The sequence below is a fragment of the Bordetella sp. H567 genome, assembly GCF_001704295.1.
Taxonomy (GTDB): Bacteria; Pseudomonadota; Gammaproteobacteria; order Burkholderiales; family Burkholderiaceae_B; genus Bordetella_C.
Genome location: NZ_CP012334.1, coordinates 3,621,906 through 3,645,420 on the forward strand (window position 1 = coordinate 3,621,906; position 23,515 = coordinate 3,645,420).

20 protein-coding genes are annotated in these 23,515 nt (G+C 67.1%); 3 read left to right on the forward strand and 17 right to left on the reverse strand.

The window, feature by feature from the left end; genetic code table 11:
• Nucleotides 1–13: 13 nt before the first annotated feature.
• The 3 genes from AKI39_RS16250 to AKI39_RS16260 form a co-directional block, all read right to left on the reverse strand.
• Complete coding sequence (locus AKI39_RS16250; RefSeq protein WP_066638177.1) at nucleotides 14–211, reverse strand: hypothetical protein; 198 nt, start codon at nucleotides 209–211, stop codon at nucleotides 14–16.
• 129 nt (nucleotides 212–340) lie between these two features.
• The gene (gene hrpA, locus AKI39_RS16255) at nucleotides 341–4,315 is read right to left on the reverse strand and encodes an ATP-dependent RNA helicase HrpA (protein WP_083228885.1); all 3,975 of its coding nucleotides are present in this window, start codon (nucleotides 4,313–4,315) and stop codon (nucleotides 341–343) included.
• A gap of 184 nt (nucleotides 4,316–4,499) precedes the next feature.
• Nucleotides 4,500–6,290, reverse strand: coding sequence for a DUF342 domain-containing protein (locus tag AKI39_RS16260; protein ID WP_066638183.1), 1,791 nt, complete (start codon nucleotides 6,288–6,290; stop codon nucleotides 4,500–4,502).
• A gap of 360 nt (nucleotides 6,291–6,650) precedes the next feature.
• Here AKI39_RS16260 and AKI39_RS16265 point away from each other — a divergent pair, with 360 nt between their 5' ends.
• The 3 genes from AKI39_RS16265 (at nucleotide 6,651) to AKI39_RS16275 (ending at nucleotide 9,332) form a co-directional block, all read left to right on the forward strand.
• Nucleotides 6,651–7,430 (forward strand): SDR family oxidoreductase, encoded by a 780-nt coding sequence (locus AKI39_RS16265; protein ID WP_066638186.1) that lies wholly within the window; start codon nucleotides 6,651–6,653, stop codon nucleotides 7,428–7,430.
• Nucleotides 7,431–7,525: 95 nt separating this feature from the next.
• Nucleotides 7,526–8,881, forward strand: a complete 1,356-nt coding sequence (gene argA, locus AKI39_RS16270) for an amino-acid N-acetyltransferase (protein ID WP_066638189.1) — start codon at nucleotides 7,526–7,528, stop codon at nucleotides 8,879–8,881.
• Between the two features lie 178 nt (nucleotides 8,882–9,059).
• The gene (locus AKI39_RS16275; RefSeq protein WP_066638192.1) at nucleotides 9,060–9,332 is read left to right on the forward strand and encodes an oxidative damage protection protein; all 273 of its coding nucleotides are present in this window, start codon (nucleotides 9,060–9,062) and stop codon (nucleotides 9,330–9,332) included.
• A gap of 126 nt (nucleotides 9,333–9,458) precedes the next feature.
• Here the strand turns inward: AKI39_RS16275 and phoU are convergent, their stop codons facing one another.
• From phoU to radA, 14 genes are all read right to left on the reverse strand, one after another.
• Complete coding sequence (phoU, locus tag AKI39_RS16280; protein ID WP_066638194.1) at nucleotides 9,459–10,184, reverse strand: phosphate signaling complex protein PhoU; 726 nt, start codon at nucleotides 10,182–10,184, stop codon at nucleotides 9,459–9,461.
• Nucleotides 10,185–10,323: 139 nt separating this feature from the next.
• A complete protein-coding gene (gene rpiA, locus AKI39_RS16285; RefSeq protein ID WP_066638196.1) occupies nucleotides 10,324–11,001 on the reverse strand; it encodes a ribose-5-phosphate isomerase RpiA in 678 nt (225 codons plus the stop codon).
• Between the two features lie 110 nt (nucleotides 11,002–11,111).
• Nucleotides 11,112–12,461: a DNA recombination protein RmuC gene (gene rmuC, locus AKI39_RS16290; RefSeq protein WP_145925435.1), complete on the reverse strand. Its 1,350-nt coding sequence runs from the start codon at nucleotides 12,459–12,461 to the stop codon at nucleotides 11,112–11,114.
• Nucleotides 12,462–12,663: 202 nt separating this feature from the next.
• A complete protein-coding gene (locus tag AKI39_RS16295; protein WP_066638202.1) occupies nucleotides 12,664–13,356 on the reverse strand; it encodes a DNA-3-methyladenine glycosylase in 693 nt (230 codons plus the stop codon).
• Between the two features lie 13 nt (nucleotides 13,357–13,369).
• The gene (locus tag AKI39_RS16300) at nucleotides 13,370–13,726 is read right to left on the reverse strand and encodes an arsenate reductase (protein WP_066643147.1); all 357 of its coding nucleotides are present in this window, start codon (nucleotides 13,724–13,726) and stop codon (nucleotides 13,370–13,372) included.
• Nucleotides 13,727–13,728: 2 nt separating this feature from the next.
• Complete coding sequence (locus tag AKI39_RS16305; RefSeq protein ID WP_066638205.1) at nucleotides 13,729–14,532, reverse strand: ABC transporter permease subunit; 804 nt, start codon at nucleotides 14,530–14,532, stop codon at nucleotides 13,729–13,731.
• Nucleotides 14,529–15,449 carry an ABC transporter permease subunit gene (locus tag AKI39_RS16310; RefSeq protein ID WP_066638208.1) on the reverse strand — a complete coding sequence of 307 codons (921 nt, stop codon included), beginning with the start codon at nucleotides 15,447–15,449 and terminating at the stop codon, nucleotides 14,529–14,531. The genes AKI39_RS16305 and AKI39_RS16310 overlap by 4 nt, the downstream gene beginning before the upstream one ends.
• Complete coding sequence (locus AKI39_RS16315) at nucleotides 15,446–16,573, reverse strand: ABC transporter ATP-binding protein (RefSeq protein WP_066638209.1); 1,128 nt, start codon at nucleotides 16,571–16,573, stop codon at nucleotides 15,446–15,448. Before AKI39_RS16315 ends, AKI39_RS16310 begins: the two co-directional genes overlap by 4 nt.
• A 5-nt stretch (nucleotides 16,574–16,578) precedes the next feature.
• Nucleotides 16,579–17,682 carry a polyamine ABC transporter substrate-binding protein gene (locus AKI39_RS16320; protein WP_066638210.1) on the reverse strand — a complete coding sequence of 368 codons (1,104 nt, stop codon included), beginning with the start codon at nucleotides 17,680–17,682 and terminating at the stop codon, nucleotides 16,579–16,581.
• A gap of 97 nt (nucleotides 17,683–17,779) precedes the next feature.
• Nucleotides 17,780–18,499 carry a 3-deoxy-D-manno-octulosonic acid kinase gene (locus AKI39_RS16325; RefSeq protein WP_066638213.1) on the reverse strand — a complete coding sequence of 240 codons (720 nt, stop codon included), beginning with the start codon at nucleotides 18,497–18,499 and terminating at the stop codon, nucleotides 17,780–17,782.
• The gene (locus AKI39_RS16330) at nucleotides 18,489–18,917 is read right to left on the reverse strand and encodes a group II truncated hemoglobin (RefSeq protein ID WP_066638215.1); all 429 of its coding nucleotides are present in this window, start codon (nucleotides 18,915–18,917) and stop codon (nucleotides 18,489–18,491) included. The genes AKI39_RS16325 and AKI39_RS16330 overlap by 11 nt, the downstream gene beginning before the upstream one ends.
• On the reverse strand, nucleotides 18,914–21,466 hold the full coding sequence (locus tag AKI39_RS16335) for an ABC transporter permease (protein ID WP_083228887.1): 2,553 nt from the start codon (nucleotides 21,464–21,466) through the stop codon (nucleotides 18,914–18,916). Before AKI39_RS16335 ends, AKI39_RS16330 begins: the two co-directional genes overlap by 4 nt.
• Nucleotides 21,467–21,591: 125 nt before the next feature.
• The gene (locus tag AKI39_RS16340) at nucleotides 21,592–21,795 is read right to left on the reverse strand and encodes a hypothetical protein (RefSeq protein WP_066638217.1); all 204 of its coding nucleotides are present in this window, start codon (nucleotides 21,793–21,795) and stop codon (nucleotides 21,592–21,594) included.
• Nucleotides 21,796–22,126: 331 nt separating this feature from the next.
• Complete coding sequence (radA, locus tag AKI39_RS16345; protein ID WP_066638220.1) at nucleotides 22,127–23,497, reverse strand: DNA repair protein RadA; 1,371 nt, start codon at nucleotides 23,495–23,497, stop codon at nucleotides 22,127–22,129.
• Nucleotides 23,498–23,515: the final 18 nt, after the last annotated feature.

Sequence of the window (23,515 nt, forward strand, 5' to 3'; positions counted from 1 at the left end):
GCCGCGCAGGCCCCTACCAGCGCTGGGGCTTGTAGGCGGAGATGACCGGACGCAGATGGCGCCCGCGCTCCATTTCCGCGAAGACCTCCGCCACGTAATCCACCATGCCGTCGCCCAGCTGTTTCAGCCGCAGCCGGCGAAACCAGGGCAATCCGCCGGACCAGCCGCGCCGGGGTCGAAATGCTTCGGCGTTCAGGACAGTGTCGCTCATGATCTTCTCCTGAAAACAGGATTAGTCTTCGCCTTGCCTGTGTCGATGATAGGCCGCGGCCTCGAAGGATGGCAACGGGGCGCACGCCAAGGCCGCCCCCGCCCGTAGCGCCTTGGCGACACAGGCGGCTCAGCGCCGCATCGATTCCCAGGATTTCTGCAGGCGCTTGACCGATACCGGCATCGGCGTGCGCAGCTCCTGCGCGAACAAGGCGACTCGCAGTTCCTCCAGCAGCCAGCGGAATTCATCCAGGCGCGGATCCGGCGCGCCCTTGAGCGCGGCGCGAGCACGCTGGTACTGCGTCAGCAGCGGCGCCATGTCCGCCATCAGCCGCTGGTCGCGGGCGGGGTCCGCGCGCAGCTTGTCGATGCGGGCCACCGCGGCTTTCAGATAGCGGGGAAAATGCGCCAGTTGCGCATACGGCGAATCGCGCAGGAAGGTGGGCGACACCAGCGCCCCGGCCTGCTGCTGAAGATCGGCGTAGGCCCCCGGGTGGCCCTTGGCCTGGGGCAGCTTGCGCTGCAGGGCGGCCCACTCCGTCAGGACCGCGCCGGCCAGCCTGCCCACTTCCTGCGCCAGCAGGCCCAGCCTGCCCTTGCCTTCCAGGCGGCGCGACTCGAATTCGGCCTGGTTGACGGGCCAGGGCTCGGCCAGGCATGCGCGTTCCACGGCACAGTCGACGATCTGGTCACGCAAGGCCTCCTGCGTGCCCAAGGGCATGAACAGCATGCTGATGCGGGTCAGGTCCGGCAGGTTCTTTTCCAGGAATTTGATTTGCTCGCGCAGGCCCAGCCGGAACAGGCGCAAGAGGCCCGCGCGATGATGCCGACGCGCTTCCTCGGGATCGTCGAAGACGTCCAGGTCGCAGTGCGTACCGCGATCGACCAGCGCGGGATAGCCGATGACGGATTGCCCCTTGCGCTTGATCTCCATGATTTCCGGCAATTCGCCGAAGGTCCAGCCGGTCAGCCCGTCCTGGGCCAGTGCCTGCGCCACCTGCGTATCGCGCGCGGCGAGCTGCTGGAAGTCCGCCTGCGCCTGGCGGCCGAACTCCGCCTTCAGCGATGCCAGGTTGCGGCCGGCCGCCAGCATGCGCCCATGCTCGTCGACCACGCGGAAATTCATGAATAGATGCGGCGGCAGCGTTTCCAGCTTGAAGTCCGCGGGCGCCGGGCGCACCTTGACCTGCTCCCACATATCGGCGGCCAATGCGTCGAGCAGGCCCTGCTGGGGATCCGCCAGCCGGTCGAACCAGCGCGCATAGAACGCGGCGGCGTAGTCGGGCAAGGGTACGCAATGGCGCCGTATCTTCTGCGGCAGCGACTTCAACAGCAGGTGTACCTTGTCCTTGAGCATGCCCGGCACCAGCCATTCGCAGCGCTGCGGGTCGATCTGGTTCAGGGCGAACAAGGGCACGGACAGAGTCACGCCGTCGCGCGGCGACCCGGGCTCGAAGTGATAGTCCAGGGGCATGGTCACGCCCTGCCATTCCACCTTCTTGGGAAAGACTTCCGTGGTGATGCCCGCGGCTTCATGGCGCATCAGGGCGTCGCGGGTCAGCAGCAGCGCGTCCGCCGCGGCCTTGTCCAGGCCGGCAACCCATTTTTCCAGCGTCGTGGTCTGGCTCATGCCGGCCGGGATCTGGCGATCGTAGAAGGCCTGGATCAGCGTCTCGTCGACCAGGATGTCCGGCCTGCGTGCGCGATGCTCCAGCTTTTCGATCTCCGCGATCAGGCGGCGGTTCTGCGCGACAAAGGGCAGCCGCGTGTCGATTTCCCCCGGCACCAGTGCGTCGCGGATGAAGATCTCGCGCGCGTGCTCGGGGTTGATGCGGCCATAGTGCACGCGACGCCCGGCATAGATGGCCAATCCGTACAAGGTCGCGCGTTCGTTGGCGACGACCTGTCCGGCCTTTTTCTCCCAGCGCGGGTCGGACCAATTGCGGCGCAGCAGGTGCGCGGCGGCCCGTTCGATCCAGGCGGGCTCGATGCGCGCGATGCAGCGCGCGTACAGCCGCGTCGTTTCCACCAGTTCGGCCGCGACGATCCAGCGGCCTGCCTTGCGGGCCAGGCGCGAACCCGGATGAATATGGAAACGGATGTCGCGCGCGCCCTGGTAATGGCCGCCCTCGTCGCTCTTGTAGCCGATATTGCCCAGCAGGCCGGCCAGCAGGGCCATGTGGATCTGCTCGAAGGTCGCCTCCGTCTGGTTCAGGCGCCAGCCCTGCTCGCCCACCACCGAAGCCAGCTGGCCATGCACGTCGTGCCATTCGCGCAGGCGCAGCGGCGACAGGAAGTTCTGCCGCAGCAGGCCGACCAGCTTGCGCTGCGACGCCTTGTGCTGCACCTGTTCGCCGTACCAGCGCCACAGCTTCAGGAAGGACAGGAATTCCGATTTGTCGTCGGCGAACTTCGCGTGCGCGTTTTCCGCCGCTTCTTTTTCCTGCATCGGGCGGTCGCGCGGGTCCTGGATGGACAGGGCCGACGCGATGATCAGCATTTCAGTCAGGCACTGCTGTTCGCGCGCGGCCAGGATCATGCGGCCGATGCGAGGGTCCAGCGGCAGGCGCGCCAGCTCATGGCCGGTACGGGTCAGCGCGAAGGCCGGGGCGGCCTGCGCGGCGGCATCGTCCGCGCCCGCATCGCGGTCGGCGCGTTGCACCGGCTCGATCGCCCCCAGTTCCTGTAGCAGGTGATAGCCGTCGGCGATCGCCCGGCCCGGGGGCGCCTCGACGAAGGGAAAATCCTCGATGTCGTCCAGCTTGAGCGACTTCATGCGCAGGATCACCGAAGCCAGCGAGGACCGCAGGACCTCCGGATCGGTGAAGGGAGCGCGCGCGTTGAAATCGGCCTCGTCGTACAGGCGGATGCAAAGCCCCGGACCGACGCGTCCGCAGCGCCCGGCGCGCTGGTTGGCGGACGCCCGGCTGATGGGCTCGATGCGCAGCTGCTCGACCTTGTTGCGCCAGGAATAGCGCTTGACGCGGGCCAGCCCGCTGTCCACCACGAAGCGGATGCCCGGCACGGTCAGCGAGGTCTCGGCCACGTTGGTCGCCAGGACAACGCGTCGTCCGCTGCCGCGCGGCCGGAAGATCTGTTCCTGCTCGGCCTGGGACAGGCGCGCATACAGCGCCAGTACTTCCGTGCCGACCGGGTGATGCTTGCGCAGGGCCTCGGATGCCTCGCGGATTTCCCGTTCGCCCGGCAGGAACACCAGGACATCGCCGGGGCCATGGCGGGCGCATTCGTCCACGGCGTCCACCAGGGCGTCGATCAGGTCGCGCTCTTCGTCGCCGGCGCGCTCGCGGGCGGAACGGCTGGCGGCATCCGCCTCGGTTTCGTCCTGGCGGACGGGCCGATAGCGCAGCTCGACCGGATACAGGCGGCCCGATACCTCGATGACGGGCGCGGGCCGGTCCGGTGCCGCGGCGAAGTGCCTGGCGAAGCGCTCGGCATCGATGGTGGCCGACGTGATGATGACTTTCAGGTCCGGCCGGCGCGGCAACACGCGCTTCAGGTAGCCCAGCAGGAAGTCGATGTTCAGGCTGCGCTCATGGGCCTCGTCGATGATCAGCGTGTCGTAGCGCTTGAGCAGCGGATCGCGCTGCGTCTCGGCCAGCAGGATGCCGTCGGTCATCAGCTTGATGGCCGCGTTCGGCCCGGTGCGGTCGTTGAACCGGACCTGGTAGCCAACCACCTCTCCCAACGGGGTCTGCAGCTCTTCCGCGATGCGGCGCGCCACCGAGGTCGCGGCCAGGCGGCGCGGCTGGGTATGACCGATCATGCGCGTGCGCCCGCGTCCCAGTTCCAGGCAGATCTTCGGTAGTTGCGTGGTTTTGCCGGAGCCGGTTTCTCCGCTGACGATCACGACCTGGTGGCCTTCGATGGCGCGGGCGATTTCCTCGCGCCGGGCGCTTACGGGCAGCTCTTCGGGATAGCGGATGGGCGGAATGGCGCGCGGCGCGGGTGCGGCGGGGTCGCGCACCGCACGCGGCCGGGGCGCCGCATCATCGAGGGGCGCGGGCGGCGATGCGGGGGTGGACGGCGCGGCCGCTCTCGGCGCGGCCCGGTCGCGCCGAGAGGGGGTTTGAGGCTTGACGGTCATTCCCGCGATTATAGTTTTTCGCGGATGCGGTCCGCGCGGCGGCCGGCGCAAGGCCTGCTAACGCCACACGGCGCCTGGCATGAGTACGCGATCCGGTGGGTGGCAAGGCGCGAAGCGCAGCCGCGGCGGTGCCACGGCGAGCATACGCCACGCAGCCACGCGCGCCTTCCAGCGTCAACAGGCCCTAGCGGATGATCAGCTTGCCGTCCGACAGCTTGGCGGTACCGGCCGGCAGGTCCTCGGTGATGCTTTCGCGGCGGTTGACCACCTGCAGCTCGACGCCGCCATGGATTTTGCGCGACGCATGGATGACCGCGTCCTCGGCCACGGAGCTTTCCGCGGTCAGGCGGCGTTCGCGCGCGTCCACGCCGGCCAGATCCTTGATCAGCTTGGTGTGGGTCTGCACGGCGCGTTCGCCGATGCCGTTGGAGGCTTTCTCGGGATGCTTCTGCAGGAAGATCAGCAACTGCTCCAGCTTTCCCTTTTCTTCCTGCAGGCGCTTGCGCGTGCGCTGCAGCGCTTCCTTCTGTGCCTGTGCGTGCGGGTTGATGCCGACCTGGATGATGGTCTTGACGCCGGCCATGGTGCCCAGCGTGGCCGCCCTGACGCCGCGCAGCGCGCGCACCTGGCCGCCGCTGATGTTGCCCTGCGTGGAGCCCTTCGCGCCCACGGTGACCGTATCGCCTGCGTTCACGTCGCTCTGGCGGATTTCGCTTTCGACCTGGACGTCCTTGCCGGCGTTGATGGTGGCGTTGCCGATGAAGCGGGCCTTCACCGAACCGCGCGCGGTGACCTGCGCCAGTCGCGCGGCCGGATCGGCGGTGGTCGCGCCTTCCGCGGCCCCCAGGATGCCGCCCTTGACCACCACATTGCCGCCGGCGTCGATGTGAGCCGCTTCCACCGTCCCGCTGACCAGGACATCGCCGGTGACCTTGACCGACATGCCGGTCGTAACGTCGCCACGCACCTGCAGCGTGCCTTCGAAATTGATGTTGCCCGAGTTCAGGTTGACCGCGTCGACTTCGACGACGGGGTTCACCGATACGCCGCAAGGCAGCACCGACGGCGCGCCGTCGATGGCCGCGACCAGCACGTCGGGGTCGTTGGCGTCGCGGACGATGCCCGTAAGGTTGTCGTCGTACGGCAGGTCCTCCGGCGCCGGCGCGGGCGCGGGATTGCCATACACGTCGATACCGTCCGTGCCGGCCGTGCCGGGAGTACGGCGCATCAGGGGCATCCCGGCCTTCACCAGGACCAGATTGCCCATCGAGCGGTAATCCACGAGCGCGTTCTCGTCGACATCCCCTTCCGCGTGGCGCGACAGCAGGCTTTCGAAACGCGTGGGCATGCCGTCCTTGGGCGGGATGCCCGAGGCGATCAGCGCTCCCTCCGCGTTCCCCCCTTCCACCGTCTGCAGCAGCGCCTCTTCATTGACGCCGTAGACGATGCCATGCTGGGCCAGCGCGGCGCGCACGTCGCCCAGCTGCACACTGCGGCCGCCCTTGGGCGCATGCATCGTCAGATAGACCTGCAGCTTGTCTTCGGTGATCTCGAGTTCGAAGGCGCCGTCGACGACCTCGCCTATCACCGCCTCGATCACGCCGTCGGCCGCCGTCGGCAGCGGGACGTCCGGTTCGGGACTGTCCATCAGTTCCAGCGCGGCGCCCAGCCGGGCGGCGTTGGACTCGATCGCGGCCAATTCGCCGGACAGCTCCTCGGCGGCGGACGTGGCCGCCGCCACCGCGGTCCCGGTCTGGCGCAGGGCTTCGGCGCTGATGCGAGCCGCCGCTTCCTGGCAGCGCGCCAGGAATTCGGTGACCGCCGCGCCGTCCAGGGCGTCGGCCGTCCAGCCGCGAGCCGCCAGCGCGGCCTGCAGCATATCGTTGTCGGGTGGCGCGACCGCCGCGGCGGCACGGAAACCGGCACGCAGGGCGCGGGTCGTGGGATCCAAGGTCAACCAATAGGATTGCGTCACTGCCGTGTATCCTCGAGAAATTACCGACGTGGGGCGACGGCCTGTCTCCGTGTCGGCTTGGAATCGTTGTTGGGCCCCGAAGGCTTCCTGCGTGTCGACAATATTGGGCTCAGCGCGTATTTCAAAATATTAATAGCGAAACAGCAAGTTGCGACCCTTTTTTTCTGAAAATTCGGTAATTTTTCGCCGGGAACGGTCGTGCCAGTCGTGGCGACCGCGTCGCCGCGGCCCCGCCGCGGTGTTTCGGCGGGGCCACCGGCCTCTTTCACCGGCCCCAATGGACCGGTCCGGGGCCATACGCGGCGGCGGCCGAGCCACCGGGGCGGGGCCATCCATCCCTCTTTTCAAGGAGACTGCATCATGGATCTGGGCATAGAAGGACGTACCGCGCTGGTCTGCGCATCCAGCAAGGGGCTGGGCCGCGCCTGCGCGCTGTCGCTGGCGCGCGAAGGCGTGCGGGTAATCATGTCGGCGCGCGGCGCGGATGCCCTGGAGGAAGCGGCGGACGCCATACGCCGTGAAACGGGGGCTACCGTGATCACCGTGGCGGCCGACGTGACGACCGCGGAGGGCCGTGCACGCCTGCTCGCCGCCTGCCCGGACCCCGACATCCTGGTCAACAACGCCGGCGGTCCCAAGCCGGGCGATTTCCGCGAATGGTCGCGCGACGACTGGGTCAAGGCGCTGGACGCCAACATGATCACGCCCATCGAGCTGATCAAGGCCACCCTCGACACCATGATCGCGCGCCGCTTCGGCCGCATCGTGAACATCACCTCGGCGGCCGTGAAGATGCCCATCGACCACCTGGGCCTGTCCAACGGCGCGCGCGCCGGCCTGACGGGCTTCGTCGCCGGACTGGCGCGCCAGGTGGCCGAACACAACGTCACCATCAACAACCTGCTGCCCGGCCCCTTCGACACCGACCGGCTGCGCGGCACGGCGATCGCGACGGCGCAGAAAACCGGCAAGTCCGTCGAGGAAATCCTGGAGAGCCGCCGCAGGACCGTGCCCGCCAGGCGCCTGGGCGACCCCGCCGAATTCGGCGATGCCTGTGCCTTCCTGTGCGGCGCGCGCGCGGGCTTCATGACGGGACAGAACCTGGTGCTGGACGGCGGGACCTATCCGGGCACGCTGTAGGGGCACGCGGCAGGCCATGCCATCCTATAATTTCGCGATTCAACCCAGGGTTCGCCTGGCCGCCCCACCCGTTTTTCAGGGTCTTCACACGCATCATGCCCGACCTGGATCAAGATACCGTTTCAGCACTGGAAGCCCCTGAATTCGCGCCGGCGCAGTTCGTGCGCTGGTTCCGCGAAGTCGCTCCCTACGTACACGCCTTCCGCGGCAAGACCTTCGTGGTGGCGTTCGGCGGCGAGCTGATCCAGGCCGGGGCGCTGAACCCGCTGGTGCAGGACCTGTCGCTGCTTTCCGCGCTGGGAATACGCCTGGTGCTGGTGCATGGGTCGCGTCCCCAGGTCAATGAACAACTGCGCCTGAAGGGCTTCACGCACCAGTTCGACCGCGGGCTGTCGCCGACGGATGCCGCTTCGCTGGAATGCGCGAAGGAAGCCGCCGGCGAGATCCGCCTGGATATCGAAGCCGCGTTCAGCCAGGGGCTGCCGAATACGCCGATGTCGCATTCGCAGATCCGCGTCATCTCGGGCAACTTCGTCACGGCGCGGCCCACCGGCGTGATCGACGGCGTGGACTACCGGCACACCGGCCACGTCCGCAAGATCGACGTCGACGCCATGCGCTTTGCCATGGAAAAAGGCTCGGTGATCTTGCTGTCGCCCCTGGGCTTTTCACCCACGGGCGATGCTTTCAACCTGGCCATGGAAGACCTAGCCACCAGCGTGGCCGTTGCCCTGCGCGCGGAAAAGCTGATTTTCCTCTCGACCGCGGAAGGCGTACGCAACGAAGACGGCACCATCGATACGGAGCTGGCGCGCGTGGACGCCGATGCCTTGCTGGCCCAGGGCGGGCTGGACGAGGACACGGCCTTGTTCGTCAAGTACAGCTCGCAAGCGGTCAAGCGCGGCGTGGCACGCGCCCACGTCGTGCCCTTCAGCCTGGATGGCAGCGTGCTGCTGGAAATCTTCACGCACGACGGCGTCGGCACCATGGTGGTGGAAGACACGCTGGATGACCTGCGGCCCGCGACGGTGGACGACGTCGGCGCCATCCTCAGCCTGGTCGAGCCGCTGGAAGCCGACGGCACGCTGGTGCCGCGCGGGCGCAGCGTCATCGAGCGGGATGTCGAGAACTTCACGGTGCTGGAGCACGACGGCGTCATCTACGGCTGCGCCGCCCTGCATCCCTATCTTGAAGAGCACATGGCCGAAATGGCCTGCCTGATCGTGCACCCGGAATGGCAGGGATCGGGCGAAGGCGAACTGCTGCTGCGCCATATGGAATCGCGCGCCCGGGCGCTGGGCGCCAAGCGCCTGTTCGTGCTCACCACGCGCACGTCGCACTGGTTCATGAAGCGCGGCTTCGTGCAGGGCGGCGTCACGGACCTGCCCCACGACAAGCAGGCGCACTACAACCGGTCGCGCAACAGCCTGGTATTCATCAAGCGGCTGTGATGGATCCCACCCCCGGAGCGCTGCGCGCTTCCCCCTCCAGGGGGCGACGCCGGCGGACCGGCGGAGCCGGATCCGCGGCGTCCCCGATCCGGCGATATCTGTTTCATGCGATGCGGGCGCCTGGTGTGCCGCGTTTCGGTAAAATCGACGATCCAACGTTTATCCGGCAGCGATACCCATGACCCGTACTGTTCATTGCGTCAAACTCAAGCGCGACGCCGAAGGGCTCGATTTTCCGCCCTACCCCGGCGAACTCGGCCAGCGCATCTGGCAACAGGTGTCCAAGGAGGCGTGGGAAGAGTGGAAAGGCGTGCAAACGCGCCTGGTCAACGAAAACCGCCTGAACCTGGCCGACGCCCGCGCGCGCAAGTATCTGCAGCAGCAGATGGAACGCTTCCTGTTCGAGGACGGCAGCGTCGAAGCGCAGGGCTACGTTCCGCCCTCCGCCTGAAGGGGTATGGGGGCCGTGGCTAAGCCCGGGAGCCCGCCTGCGCGGGCGCCGGCGGCCTAGCCCGCCGCCGGTGACTGCACGCGCCCATAGGCCGCGTGGCGCCCGTGGCCGGGGCGGCGGCCCGCCTTATTCCGTGGTCTCGGTGCTTTCCTCTTCGCCCCGCGCCTGCCGTTCGGCATTCTTGGCGCCGGTGTGGCGCACATCCGCGCCGCGAACCATATAGATCACCCGCTCGGACATGTTCTTGGCATGGTCGCCGATGCGTTCCATCGCGCGCGCGATGAAGATGAGGTCGATGGAAGGCGTGATCGTGCGCGGGTCCTCGATCATGAACGAAATCAGCTGGCGCAGCGCCGCCTTCCATTCCTTGTCGACTTCCTTGTCGCTGCGCACCACCTGGGCCGCCTGCATCGGATCCAGGCGGGCAAAGGCGTCCAGCGACTGGCGCAGCATGGCGCGCACGCTGTTGGCCATGTGCCGCAGGTCCACCATGGGCGCGGCGCGCAGCTCGCCGTCATGGATGCGGCGCGCGACGGTCGCGATCTTTTCCGCCTCGTCGCCGGAGCGTTCCATGTCGGTCAGCATCTTGGACACGGCCAGCAGCATGCGCAGGTCGATCGCGGTGGGTTGGTGGCGCGCCAGGATATAGCTGATGCGCTGGTCGATATCGACTTCGTAGCGGTTGACTTCCTTTTCCCGCTCGCGAACCTTGTCGACGAGGTCCAGGTCACCGTTGGCCAAGGCATCGATGGCGTCCTGGATCATGGCTTCCACCACGCCGCCCATCGCCAGAAACTGCGAACGGACGCCTTCCAGGTCGGCATCGAATTGTTTGTTTGTGTGCTCGGTCATCCGGGCTCCCTGCGGGGTTGACGATGGTTCCATTGCCATGCGAGCCTCCAAGAATGCCATCAGGAAGTCCCCGGGCCGCATCGGTCGGCTAGGTTATGACTTCCATGTGACAAGATTATGAACCGCCTGCCGCCTCGGATTACGGGCGCGTCAGGCGCCTTATGGCCTGCTGCGTGGCCAGTAGCGCGACATCGGCGCCCGGCTGCGTGAACAGTCCGCAGGTGACCACACCTGGCAGATTGTTGACCTGCATTTCCAGCGCCGGGGCATCGGTGATACGCAGGCCCGCCACGTCCAGGATGACATTGCCGTTGTCGGTGACGAAGCCGGCGCGCAGCACCGGCCGTCCGCCCAGGGCCGACAGCTTGCGCGCCACGGCGGCGCGCGCCATGGGGATGACTTCCACGGGCAGCGGAAACGCGCCCAGGCACTCGACCAGCTTGGATTCATCGGCGATGCAGACGAAACGGTCGGCGACCGAGGCCACGATCTTCTCGCGCGTCTGCGCCCCGCCGCCGCCCTTGATCATGTGCAGCCTGCCATCGATTTCATCCGCGCCATCGACGTACACCGGCATGTGTTCGACATCATTGAGGTCCAGCACGGGAATGCCCAGCGCGGCCAGCCGCGCCGCGCTGCGTTCCGAGCTGGCGACGGTACCGCGCAGGCGCCCCTTGAACCGCGCCAGGCCATCGATGAACAAATCGGCGGTCGAACCGGTGCCCACGCCGATGATGACGTCCGGGCCGGCGACTTCGTCGACGATATCCAAGGCGGCCGTGGCGGCCTGCTGCTTCAATTCTTGCTGGCTGAGCATGGGGAAGACTCGATGAGTAAGTGAAATGCGCGCGATCGGGCGAAGCGCAGCAATTTAGCAGATCGCCGGCCGCCCCCCTGGCAGATCGCCGCGCGCCGCCATGCTTCATGCTACGCCGATCGGGTGTCCTCGTCCTCCGCCGCGGAGGCATCTTCCGGCAGATGTGCCAGCACAGCGGCCGGCGCGGCGCCGTCGTCGGGCAGGGCCTCCACCGACTTCAGGCTGCGCAGCATCGCCCGGGTACGTGTTTCCGTCTGGCCTATCTTGGTGCTGGCGGTTTCCAAGGTGCGCTTGACGCCGGCCAGCGCATCGCCGAAGCGGCCGAATTCCGTCTTCACGGCGCGCAGCACCTGCCAGACTTCGGAAGAGCGCCGCTCGATGGCCAGCGTGCGGAATCCCATCTGCAGGCTGTTCAACAAGGCCGCCAGGTTGGCCGGCCCGCTGACGTTCACGCGCAACTGATGCAGCTTGTCGATCAGCCCGGGCCGCCGCAGCACTTCCGCATACAACCCTTCGGTGGGCAGGAACATGATGGCGAAGTCCGTGGTATGCGGCGGCGCGATGTATTTGTCGGCGATGGCGCGCGCCTGCAGCTCCACGGCGCGAGCCAGTGCCGCGGCCGCCGCCCGCGCCCCGTCGGCGTCGGCTGCCTGCTCGGCTTCGACCAGGCGTTCGTATTCTTCCTTGGGAAACTTGGCGTCCAGCGGCAGCCAGACCGGCGCGCCGTCTTCCGCGCGCCCGGGCAGCCGGATCGCGAACTCGACGATCGCGTCGCTGCCGGGCACCGGCTTCACGTTGCGCGCGTACTGGTCCGGCGTCATGGTGTCTTCCAGCAGGCGGGCCAGCTGGACTTCGCCCCACGTGCCGCGCGACTTGACGTTGGTCAGCACCCGCTTCAGGTCACCCACGCCGGACGCCAGCGTCTGCATTTCGCCGAGTCCCTTGTGCACGGCTTCCAGCCGCTCCGATACCTGCCTGAAGGATTCGCCCAGGCGCTGTTCCAGGGTGGCGTGCAGTTTTTCATCCACCGTGCGCCGCATTTCGTCCAGCTTGCCGGCGTTTTCCGCCTGCAAGGCAGACAGCCGCTGGTCGACCGTTTCTCGCACTTCCTGCAGGCGGCGGTCGTTCATGTCGATCAGGCGCTGCACTTGTTCGCCGAACACGGTGCCGAACCGCCCCAGCGATTCCGCCGATTCGCGACGCGCAGCCTGGGCATCGCGGGCCAGGCCGCTGCGCAGGTCGTCCAGATGCCGCCCCAGCTCGATCCGCAGCCCGCGCATGGCCTCGCCCAACTCGCCGCGCAGGCCTCGCTGGCTTTCCGCCAATTCGGCGCGCAGCGCGGCGGCCATCCGCTCCTGTTCCGCCATCAGGGCGGCGAGGCGTTCCGCCCCCTTCTTCGAGCCACCGGAACGCCAGGCGGCCACCGCGGCCGCCACGGCCGCGGCCAGGGCCGCGCCCATGCTGACCCACAGCAATAATGCAATGTCGCTTTGCGGCAACACGACTCCTCCCCATGACCAGGGCGCATTGTAGGGCGTGCGCCACATCGGGCGTGTTTTGCTTCCCGCGGCCGGCTTTCGCGGTCACACTGCCGGCATCATTGACGGCAAGCATGGAACCCCAGGGGAAAGAGCGCGAAGCGCCGAGCAAAGCCGGAAAGGGTCAGGTCCGCGTGACCTGACCCTTGCAAGGCCGGCCCAGCCTCGTCACCCAGTCGTAGTCGCGCCCGGCCACCTGCCCGCGCCGTAGGGGATTGCGGGTGCAGAACGGCGCGTACGCCGGATCGACGAAGCGATACGGCAGATGCGCATCCCGGCCTTCGGGTATGCCCAGGCGCACGGTGCGGATCAGCCGCGGCGGCCGGGCGCCGATATCCTCCACGAAAAACGCCGAGGGGTCGAAATGCCCGCCGTCCCAGTCCGGCACTTTCAGGCCCAGCGCGCGGCACAGCAGGGTCTGGCCCGCGCACAGCCGCTGCGGCGGCCGGCTGCGCCCTTGTGCGTCCGGATTCAAGGCTTGCATGCGCGCCAGCGCGTCTTCGCCGGACACGGCGTCCACCCAGGGGTGCCCGGACTTGATCAGCACCGCATTGCCCGGCCCACCCGCGCTGATGTTCAGCGAATCGCCGCCCCGCGCGTAGTACATATAGATCGTGCCGCCGCCCATGAACAGCGCGCGCCGCTTGTGCGTGTAGCCCAGCGATGCATGGCTGCCCTTGTCGTGCAGGTAATAGGCTTCGGTCTCGATGATGCGCGCCGACAGCCACAGGCCTTCATGGCGGCGGCGCAGCACCATGCCGATGAGCTCACGGGCCACCTGGCATGAATCTCGGTCGAAAAAGGTATCGGGCAACATGTGCCCGCCGGCGTCAGGCAAAGCGTTCGGTGTAGCGCTTTTCGGAAAAGCCGACGGTCGCCACGCCGTCCGGCGTGACGGTTACCGGCCGCCGCACGAGGGCGGGATATTCCGCGATCAGGGCCTGCCACTGGCTGTCGGTGGCGGCGGCCTTGCGGGCGTCCGGCAAGGCCCGCCACGTCATGGAGGTGCGGTTAACGAGTTTTTCCCAGCCGCCCACCTGCCCGGCCCATTCCTTCAGCGTCGCGGCGGGAACGGGGTGGTCGCGGTAGTCGATGAACTGGTGTTGGACCCCATGTTCGTCCAGCCAAGTGCGCGCCTTGACGCACGTGCTGCATTGCTTGAGGCCATAGAGTACGGTTTGGCTCACGATCAACCCCCGATAGACGAGCGACGCTGCAAGCGGTTCGCCACCACGACGCACACGCCCACGATCAAAATGAAGAGCGCCGCCAGCGCGTTGACTTCCGGCTTCAGTCCCAGGCGCACTCGCGAAAACACTTCGATCGGCAGCGTGGTGTAGCCGGGCCCGGACAGGAAGGACGACAGGATCACGTCGTCCAGCGACAGCGTGAAGGACAGCAGCCATGCCGATGCCAGCGCCGGCGCGATCAACGGCAGCGTGATGGAAAAGAATACCTTCAGCGGCGTGGCGCCCAGGTCCAGCGCGGCCTCTTCCAGCGAACGGTCCAGGTCCCGCACTCGCGATTGGATGATGACCGCCACGAAGGCCATGCAGAACGTCGTATGCCCCACCCAGATGGTGAAAATGCCGTTCTCCGGCCATCCTATGGTGGTGCGCACCTCGACGAACATCAGCAGCAGCGAAATGCCGATCACCACCTCGGGAATGACGAGCGGCGCGCTGAGCATGCCGATGTACAGCGAAAACCCGCGGAAGCGGCCCATGCGGGCCAACACGTATCCCGCCCAGGTGCCGATGATGGTGGCCGCGGTGGCGGCCAGCGCAGCGACCCGCAAGGACAGCCAGGCGGCGCTGAGCAGCGCGTCGTCATGCAAGAGCGAGCCGTACCACTTCAGCGAGAAGCCGGACCAGGACGTGACCAGCGGCGAGTCGTTGAAGGAAAACACCACCAGACTGAGGATGGGGATATACAGGAAGGCGAAGCCCACGCCGAGCGCCAGCGCGCGCATGCCGCGATGTGGCCCTTTCATTGCCTGGCCTCCCGGCCGGGATCGACCTGCTTGACCTGGTTGTATTGGAACAAGGCCAGCGGCACCAGCAGCAGCAGGACCATCACGCAGGTCACCGCCGCGGCCATAGGCCAGTCCGCATTGTTGAAGAATTCGCCCCACATGACGCGGCCCATCATCAGCGTATTGGCGCCGCCCAGCATCTCGGGGATCACGTATTCGCCTACCGCCGGAATGAATACCAGCATGGCCCCCGCGATAACGCCGGGGCGCGACAGCGGCATGGTGATCTGCCAGAAAGCCTGCCAGGGCCGGGCGCCCAGGTCGTAGGCGGCTTCCAGCAGGCGCAAGTCCATTTTGACCAGGTTGGCGTAGAGCGGCAGGATGAAGAACGGCAGGTAGGAATACACCATGCCGATATAGACGGCCAGGTCGGTCCGGTAGATTTCCAGCGGCTGGGAGATGACGCCCAGGGCCAGCAGCAGCTTATTAAGCAGGCCGTCGTTGCGCAGGATGCCGACCCAGGCATACACGCGCAGCAGCAGCGAGGTCCAGAACGGCAGGATCACCCCCAGCAGCAATAGATTGCGGGTGGCCGGCGCCGATCGCGCGATGTAGTAGGCCATGGGGTAGCCGATCAGGATGCAGCACGCGGTACTGATGGCGGCGATCTTGACGGAGCTCAGGTAGGTGGCCAGGTACAGGGTGTCGGTGAACAGCAGCGCATAGCCGCGCAGGTGCAGGCTGAAGTTCAGCGCTTCGTCCTTCAGCTCCACCAGCGGCGTATAGGGCGGCACGCCGAACTGCAGGTCGGCCAGGCTGATCTTCAGCACCAGCAGGAAAGGCACCAGCAGGAAAAGCGCCAGCCAGGCGAAGGGCGGGACGATGGCCAGCGTGCGCGAGGACGGCAGCAGGCGGCGCAGCGGCACGACGTTCATGACGGCAGCACCGTCGCGCTGTCGGCGTCCCAGCTCACGTAGATTTCCTCGTGGACGGCGGGCGCGGCGTCCTGGGCGAAGACACGGCGGGGCACCGTGGCTTCCACCGTCATGCCGGAATCCAGGCGGATGTGATACAGCGCATAGCTGCCCATCCAGGCCATATGGCTGACTGCCCCGTGTGCCCAGTTGTAGATGCTTTCCGGCTGTTCGCGGGACACCACGATGCGTTCCGGACGGATCGAAACGTACACTTGCATGCCCAGCGGTTCGCTCACGCCATGGCTGACGTACAGCTGGCGCGACAACTGGTCGGATTCGATGGCGACGTGGTCCGGCTCGTCGACCACGATGGTGCCCGGAAACAGATTGGTGCTGCCGATGAAGCCGGCGACGAAACGCGAACTCGGAAATTCATAGACGTCCTGCGGCGTGCCGATCTGGACGATCTGGCCCTCCGTCATGACCGCCAGCCGGTGCGCCATGGTCATGGCTTCTTCCTGGTCATGCGTGACCAGGATGCAGGTGACGCCAACCTGTTCCAGGATGCGGACCAGTTCGATCTGCGTGGCCTGGCGAATCTGCTTGTCCAGCGCCGACATGGGCTCGTCCAGCAACAGCAGCTTGGGCCGCTTGACCAGGCTGCGGGCCAGCGCCACGCGCTGTTGCTGGCCGCCCGAAAGCTGGTGCGGCTTGCGGCGCGAATACCCCGCCATCTGGACCAGGTTCAAGGCCTCGAATACGCGGTCATGGATTTCCCCGCGGTCCACGCCTTCCTGCTTCAGGCCAAAGGCGACGTTGGCTTCCACCGACATGTGCGGGAACAAGGCATAGGACTGGAACATCATGTTCACGGGTCGCCGATACGGCGGCACGCCGGTGATGTCCTCGCCATCCAGCAGGATCTGTCCGGAGGTGGCTTCCTCGAAACCGGCCAGCATGCGCAGCAAGGTGGATTTGCCGCAGCCGGAGCTGCCGAGCAGCGCGAAAAGTTCGTTGCGGCGCACCGACAGGCTCACCGATCGGACGGCGACCGTATCGCCGAATATCTTGACCAGATCGGAAACGCGAACGAATTCGTCGGCATCCGCGGCGTGGGGGGCCGCGTAACGGCTGTCGTTCATGATGCTTATCGCCCGGACTTCAGTTCGGCCCACATGCGGGTTTGCAGGCGCAGGATATTGATGGGTTGCGCCTTGATGACGTAGAGGGTCTTGGACACATCCGCCGGCGGATAGATCATGGGATTGTCGGCAACGTCCTTGACGACGTATTTGCGCGCTTCTTTATTGGCGTTCGGATAGAACATCTTGTTCGTGATCGCGGCATGCACCTGCGGCGTCTCGATGTAGTTGATGAATTTCATCGCGTTGTCCGGATGCGGCGCATCCTTGGGCACGGCCATGACGTCGAACCAGGCGGGCGCCCCGCCCTGCGGAATGAAATAGTTGATATCGAAGGTCTGCTTGTTCTGGCGGGCACGGTCGCGCGCGATCATGACGTCGCCGGAAAAGCCGTACACCATGCAGAGATCGCCGGAAGCCATTTCATCGATGTAGCCCGACGAACTGAATTGGCGGATATACGGCCGGATTTTCTTCAGGACCTCGAAGGCGGCCTTGTAGTCGTCCGGATTGCTGCTGTTGGGATCCTTGCCGATGTAGTGCAGCACGGCGGGAAACACCTGCGCGGCTTCGTCCAGGACGGAGATGCCGCACTCCTTCAACTTGGCCGCGTTCTCCGGCTTGAACAACATGTCCCAGCTGTCCAGCGGGGCGTCCTTGCCCATGATCTGCCGGACCTTAGTGACGTTGTAGCCCAGGCCGTTGGTGCCGTAGCCCCACGGCACGAAATACTTGTTGCCCGGATCGACCTGGGCGACCAGCGCCATCATGTCCGGATCCAGGTTTTGCAGGTTGGGCATTTTCGCCTTGTCCAGCGGCTGGAATAAGCCGCCCTGCAGCTGGCGCGATGCGTAATGCGTGGACGGGACGACCACGTCATAGCCCGACTTGCCGGTCAGCAGCTTGGCCTGCAGCGTGTCGTTATTGTCGTAGGTGTCGTAGCGCACCTGGATGCCCGTTTCGCGGGTGAAGCCCGGAATGGTGTCCGGCGCGGTGTATTCGGCCCAGTTGTAGACGTTGACGACGTTTTCCTGCGCCCTGGCCTCCGACAGCGCGGCAAGCGCCACCAAAGCCCCCGCCGCGAAGCGCACACCCGCGTTGATCCCCATGCCCCTTGCCCCTTGCCGAGAAAACCTTGTCGAGAAGAATTTCGCGGGAGGCTTCCCGCGCGCAAAGGCAAAATGATAATTCGTTTTCCACCGGCAGTCAGGCCGGCGCGCGGGCCATCCGGTCGTGGTAGGACCGCGCCAGTTTCTCGTAGAAGGCCAGCCCCGCCGGACCGGCCACCTTTTCCAGGGAACGGCGCAGGCGTTCGACATTCCGCCGCTGGCCGCGCTCGGAGACGCCGCCCTGCCGGCCGCGGTCGAAATCGATGATCCACGCCTTGCCGCGGTCATCCACCAGGATGTTGTAGGCATTCAGGTCCGCGTGCCACACGCCCGCCTGGTGCATGCGGGCGATCGCGTCGGCCGCCACGTCCCACACCGGCTGGTCCAGCATCTGGGCCAGCGGGCGCACGTCGGGCAGGCGCGCCACCAGGATGGCGGCTTCGTAGCACATGGCCCCCACCCGCCAATAGGCCGCGGCCAGCGGCGCCGGCACGGGAAGACCCTGCGACGACAGGGACTCCAGCAGCTGGAATTCCATGAAGCAGCGGGTACGCGCCTCGCCCAGCCAGATATAGCGCTGCCGGCTCAGCCGGGCCACCATGCCGCCGCGGCGGTAATGGCGCAGGACGCCATGGCCAAAGCCGCCCTCCACGAACCACGCGGCCTGGCGGCCACCCGCTTGCACCGGTGCGGCGCATGACCCGTAGTAAGCAGGATCGAAGAGCGCCGGCCCGGGCGCCGGGACGCTGGCGGCGTCATAGCACATCGCGCCGGGCCGCTCACCTTCCCAGGCCAGGCGGCGCACATCAGCCGGCACGGTTGCGCATCCAGTCGGCCGTGCCGTAGAAGGAATGCAGGAGGCGGTCCATCAAGGGCTGCGGCACGTTCATATCCTGCATGGCGCGCCCCATGCAGGCGACCCATTGGTCGCGTTCCGCTTCGCCTATGGAAAAAGGCAGGTGACGGGCGCGCAAGCGGGGATGCCCGTGGCGCTGGACGTAAAGGTCCGGTCCGCCGAAATAGCCGCACAGGAACAGGAACAGCTTTTCGCGCGCCGAATCCAGGCTGGGGCCATGCGCCGCGCGCAGCGCGGCCAGGTCTTCGTCCATGTCCATCAGGTCATAGAAACGGTTGACCAGGGCGCGCACCGCGTCTTCGCCGCCCAGCTGTTCGAATATCGTGCGGCTGTGATCCAGGGGTTCGAAGATGGGCTCGACCCGCGTGGTGGTAGTCATATTGCTTCTCTCAGGGTAACCAGCGGTGGCGTGCGCAGCACACCGCGCAACGCCAATGCGCCGCCTGCCCAGGCCGCCAGCATGCCGGCGGCGATGCCGGCCAGCCAGGGCCACAGGCTGAAGGTAATGTCGAAATCGAATACCCGCCGCGACAGCGCCCAGGCGACGGCGCCCGCGCCGGCGGCGCCCAGGGCGCCGGCCAGCCCACCGACCGCCAGCAGCTCGATGCGCTGTGCGCGGGCCAGTTGCTGCCGCGTGGCGCCCAGCGCCCGCAGCACGGCGGCTTCCCGCACACGCTCATCGCGCGTGGCGGCCAGGGCCGCGGTCAGTACCAGCACGCCGGCGGCCAGGGTAAACCCGAACAGCAGCTGCACCGCCTGCGCGACCTGGTCGAGGACGTCCTGCAATTGACGCAGGATCGCGTCCACGTCGAACACGGTCAGATTGGGAAAGCGCTGTACCAGCCGGGGCAGCAGTTCCGGCTGTCCGGGCGGCAAGCGGAAGGACGTGATCCAGCTTTGCGGCGCGCCGGCCAGCACGCTGGGCGACAGCATGGCGAAGAAGTTCGCCCGCATGGTGTCCCAATCGACGCCGCGCAGGCTGGTGACCGTTACCTCCACCGCCTGGCCCGCGATGTCGAAGGTCAGCCTGTCGCCCATGTGCAGCCCCAGCGTGCCGGAAATGCCCGCCTCCATCGACACCTCGCGAGTATCGGGCTTCATCCATTGCCCCGCCCGCAAGGTGTTGTAGGAAGGTATCTGGTCACTATAGGAAAGATTGAACTCCCGGTCGATCAGCCGCCGGGCGCGTTCGTCCGTGTAGTCGGCCGACGACACCGCGCGGCCGTTCACCGCCACCAGGCGTCCGCGGATCATCGGGAACAGCACCACGTCGGGCACCCCGGCGTTCGCCAGCGCGGCCGCGACGGCGTCGCGCTGGTCGGGCTGGATATTGATCAGGAAGCGGTTGGGCGCATCGGGCGGCAGCGTGCGCTGCCAGCCCGCGATCAGGTCGGTGCGCGTCATGGCCAGGAGCAGCAGTGCCATCAAGCCGATCGCCAGGGCGCACACCTGCGTGATGGTGGCGGCGCGGCGCCGCACGACGCCCGCCAGCGCGAAACGCAGCGCCGGCATGCCGCCGGCCCTGCGCCGCAGGCGGGCCAGCGCCAGCACGCACAGCCAGGCCACCAGCGCGAACGCCGCGAAAGCCCCCAGGAACCCGCCTGCGACCACGGCGCCCAGCTGCACGTCTCCGGCGAACCACCATATAAGCAGGGCAAAGCCCGTGGCGCCCACGGCATAGCCCAGGGCGCTGCCCATGCGCATGCCGCCGGCATCGCGGCGCAGGACGCGGGCGGGCGGCACGTGGCGCAATTGCGCGAGCGACGGCAAGGCGAAGCCCAGGAGCAGCCACATGCCGGTGGCCAGGCCCTGCAGACCCGGGATGATCGAGGGCGCGGGCAGGTCCGCGCCGATCATGCGGCCCAGCATGGCGATCAGCACCAGATGGGCGACGTAGCCGGCCAGACCGCCCAGGATGGAACCCGCCAGGCCGACCAGGGCGAATTCCACGGACAGCATGCGCGTTATCTGCGCCTGGGTGGCGCCCATGCAGCGCATGACCGCGATGCCGTCGCGATGGCGCAGCATGAAACGGGTCGCGCCCAAGGCCACCGCCACCGCGGAAATCAACACAGCCAGCAAGGCGACCAGGGACAGGAAGCGTTGGGCGCGATCCAGCACGCGGCGGATTTCAGGACGGCCGGATTCCACCGTGGAAAGCTTCTGGCCGCGCTGGAGCCGCGCGGCCAGCCATTCGGTATAGGCGCCGACAGCCTGGGCATCACCGGCCGCGAGCAAGCCGTAATCGATGCGGCTGCCCGGGGCAAGCAAGCCGGTCGCCTGCAGTTCGTCGGCGCGCATCAACACCCGCGGCGACAGGTTCACAAAGGACATGCCGCGGTCGGGCTCGTAGGTCACGACACGCGCAATGCGGAAACGGCTGTCTCCGAGCGCGATCGTATCGCCCATCCGCACGCCCAGCGACGCCAACAGCTGGGGATCGACCCACACCGTGCCGGGCTCGGGAATGCCTCGCGTGGCGCTTTCCGCCGCGGCCGGCCCGGCCGCCGTGCGCAGGCTGCCGCGCAGCGGATAGCCGGCTTCCACCGCCTTTAGCGAGACGAGCAGCGCGGCCTGTCCGGCCGATGCCATGGAGGGAAACTGGTATGTGTGGGCCAGGCGCAGCCCGTGATCGGCGGCCTGCCGTTCGAAGGCCGGCGGAATCGGCTCGTCCGCGTCCAGCACGATATCGCCGCCCAGCATTTGCGCGGCGTTGCGTTCCAGCGCGCGGCCGACGCGATCGGCCAGGAACCCGACGCTGGTTACCGCGGCCACCGCCACGATCAGCGCGATCAGCAACAGCCGCAATTCACCCGAGCGCCAGTCGCGCAGCAGCGTGCGCGCGCCCAGCCGGACACCCGGGACAAGGCCGGTGGAGGCAGCCGCCGGAAGGGCAGCGTCGGGGCGGGCGGCGGATGTGTCGTGCATGACGGTATCGTAACCTGACGGTTCCCTTGCCGGTCACGGCGTATCCGCGCCTGGGACGGCCGCTACACAGAAAAAAAGCGAAGCTCCCTTGCGGAAGCTTCGCTCCGGGCACAACAAAGCCCTGCTTACTTCGCGGGCGTGGCAGGCGTGGCGGGAGTCGCCGACTTCTTCGCCTTGGTATGAGACTTGGCCTTGTGCTTGTGGGTCGTCGCCTTGGCCGGCTTGGCCATGGTACCGGCGTCGGCAGCAAAAACAGCCGGTGCGGCGGTCAGGCCCAGGCAAAGGGTGGACGCGGACAAAAACGCAGCAATACGGGAGCGGTTGGTCATTTAAAAACTCCAGATTTAGCAAAGGCCACGTGGCCTCATCCCACGGTTGCACGGCATCGTGCCGTGATTCCGTACTGCCTTGGAGCAAGCACATTCACGAAGGTTTCACGGTGCGCAAAAAAAATTTCACGATCTGCGATTTAGAAATGATTGGGCAGGCGCGGGCGCCGTTTTATTCAGGGAACCTTCAGGATATGGCGCGATTCACCGGCGCCGGCACATCGTTATCCAAGCCGCGGGGCCCGGCAAGGCGACGCCGCATCGGTCCAGCCGACGCGCCGCGTTCACGCAGCGACGCGCCGATGCATAGACCCGCGCCGCGTCGACGTCTTCAGGCGTTCTTCAAACGGTCCAGCGCGTTTTCCAGGCGGTCCACCGCCCATACCTCCAGGCCCTCGATCGGCTGCCGGGGTGCGTTGGCCTTGGGTATCAGCGCCACGCTGAATCCCAGCTTGGCGGCCTCGCGCAGGCGCTCCTGCCCCCGCGGCGCAGGGCGTATCTCGCCCGCCAGCCCGACTTCGCCGAAGGCGATCAGGCCGCGCGGCAGCGGCCGGTCGCGCAGCGAGGACATGATGGAAAGCAGCACGGGCAGGTCGGCCGCCGGCTCGGTGATGCGCACGCCGCCCACGGCATTGACGAACACGTCCTGGTCCGAAGTCACCACGCCGGCATGCCGGTGCAGTACCGCCAGCAGCATGGCCAGCCGATTGCTTTCCAAACCCACGGTCAGGCGGCGCGCATTGGCGCCCTGCACGCCGTCGACCAACGCCTGGATTTCCACCAGCAGCGGCCGCGTGCCCTCCTGTGTCGCCATCACGCAGGAACCGGCGACCTGACGATCGTGCTGCGACAGGAACAAGGCGGAAGGATTGGCCACGCCGCGCAGGCCGCGGTCCGTCATCGCGAACACTCCCAGTTCGTTGACGGCGCCGAAGCGGTTCTTGAAGGCGCGCACCAGGCGGAAGGAGGAATGGGTATCCCCTTCGAAATACAGCACGGTATCCACGATGTGCTCCAGCACGCGCGGGCCCGCCAGCGCGCCGTCCTTGGTGACGTGGCCGATCATGACGATGGCGATGCCTGTCTGCTTGGCCAGCCGGGTCAACTGCGCCGCGCATTCGCGCACCTGCGACACCGAGCCCGGCGCCGCGGTCAGCTCGCCGCTGTACAAGGTCTGGATCGAATCGATGACGGCCACGGTGGGCTTTTGCTCGGTGACGGCCGCCTGGATGGCCTCCAGGCGGATTTCGGCCAGCAGATTGACGTTGCCGGTACTCAGGCCCAGGCGCCGCGCGCGCAAGGCCACCTGCTCGGCCGATTCCTCGCCCGTCACGTACAGCACGCTGGTGGTTTCCGACAGCGATGCCAGCGCCTGCAGCAGCAGCGTGGACTTGCCGATGCCCGGATCGCCGCCGATCAGCACCACCGCCCCGGCGACCAGGCCGCCGCCCAGCACGCGGTCGAATTCCTCCAGACCGGTGGGTTGGCGCGGGACTTCACGCGCTTCGATTTCGGCAAGGCTGCGGACGGGGCTGGAGGCGGCCAGCGGCGCGTAGCGGTGTGCCGCGGCGGCCGCCGGCGCGGCCGTCTCCACGGTTTCTTCCAGGGTGTTCCAGGCCGAGCAATGCGGGCATTTCCCCTGCCATTTCGGGCTGGTGCCGCCGCATTCGGCGCAGACATAGACGGTTCGAGATTTGGCCATGCCGGCAGTGTACCGGCA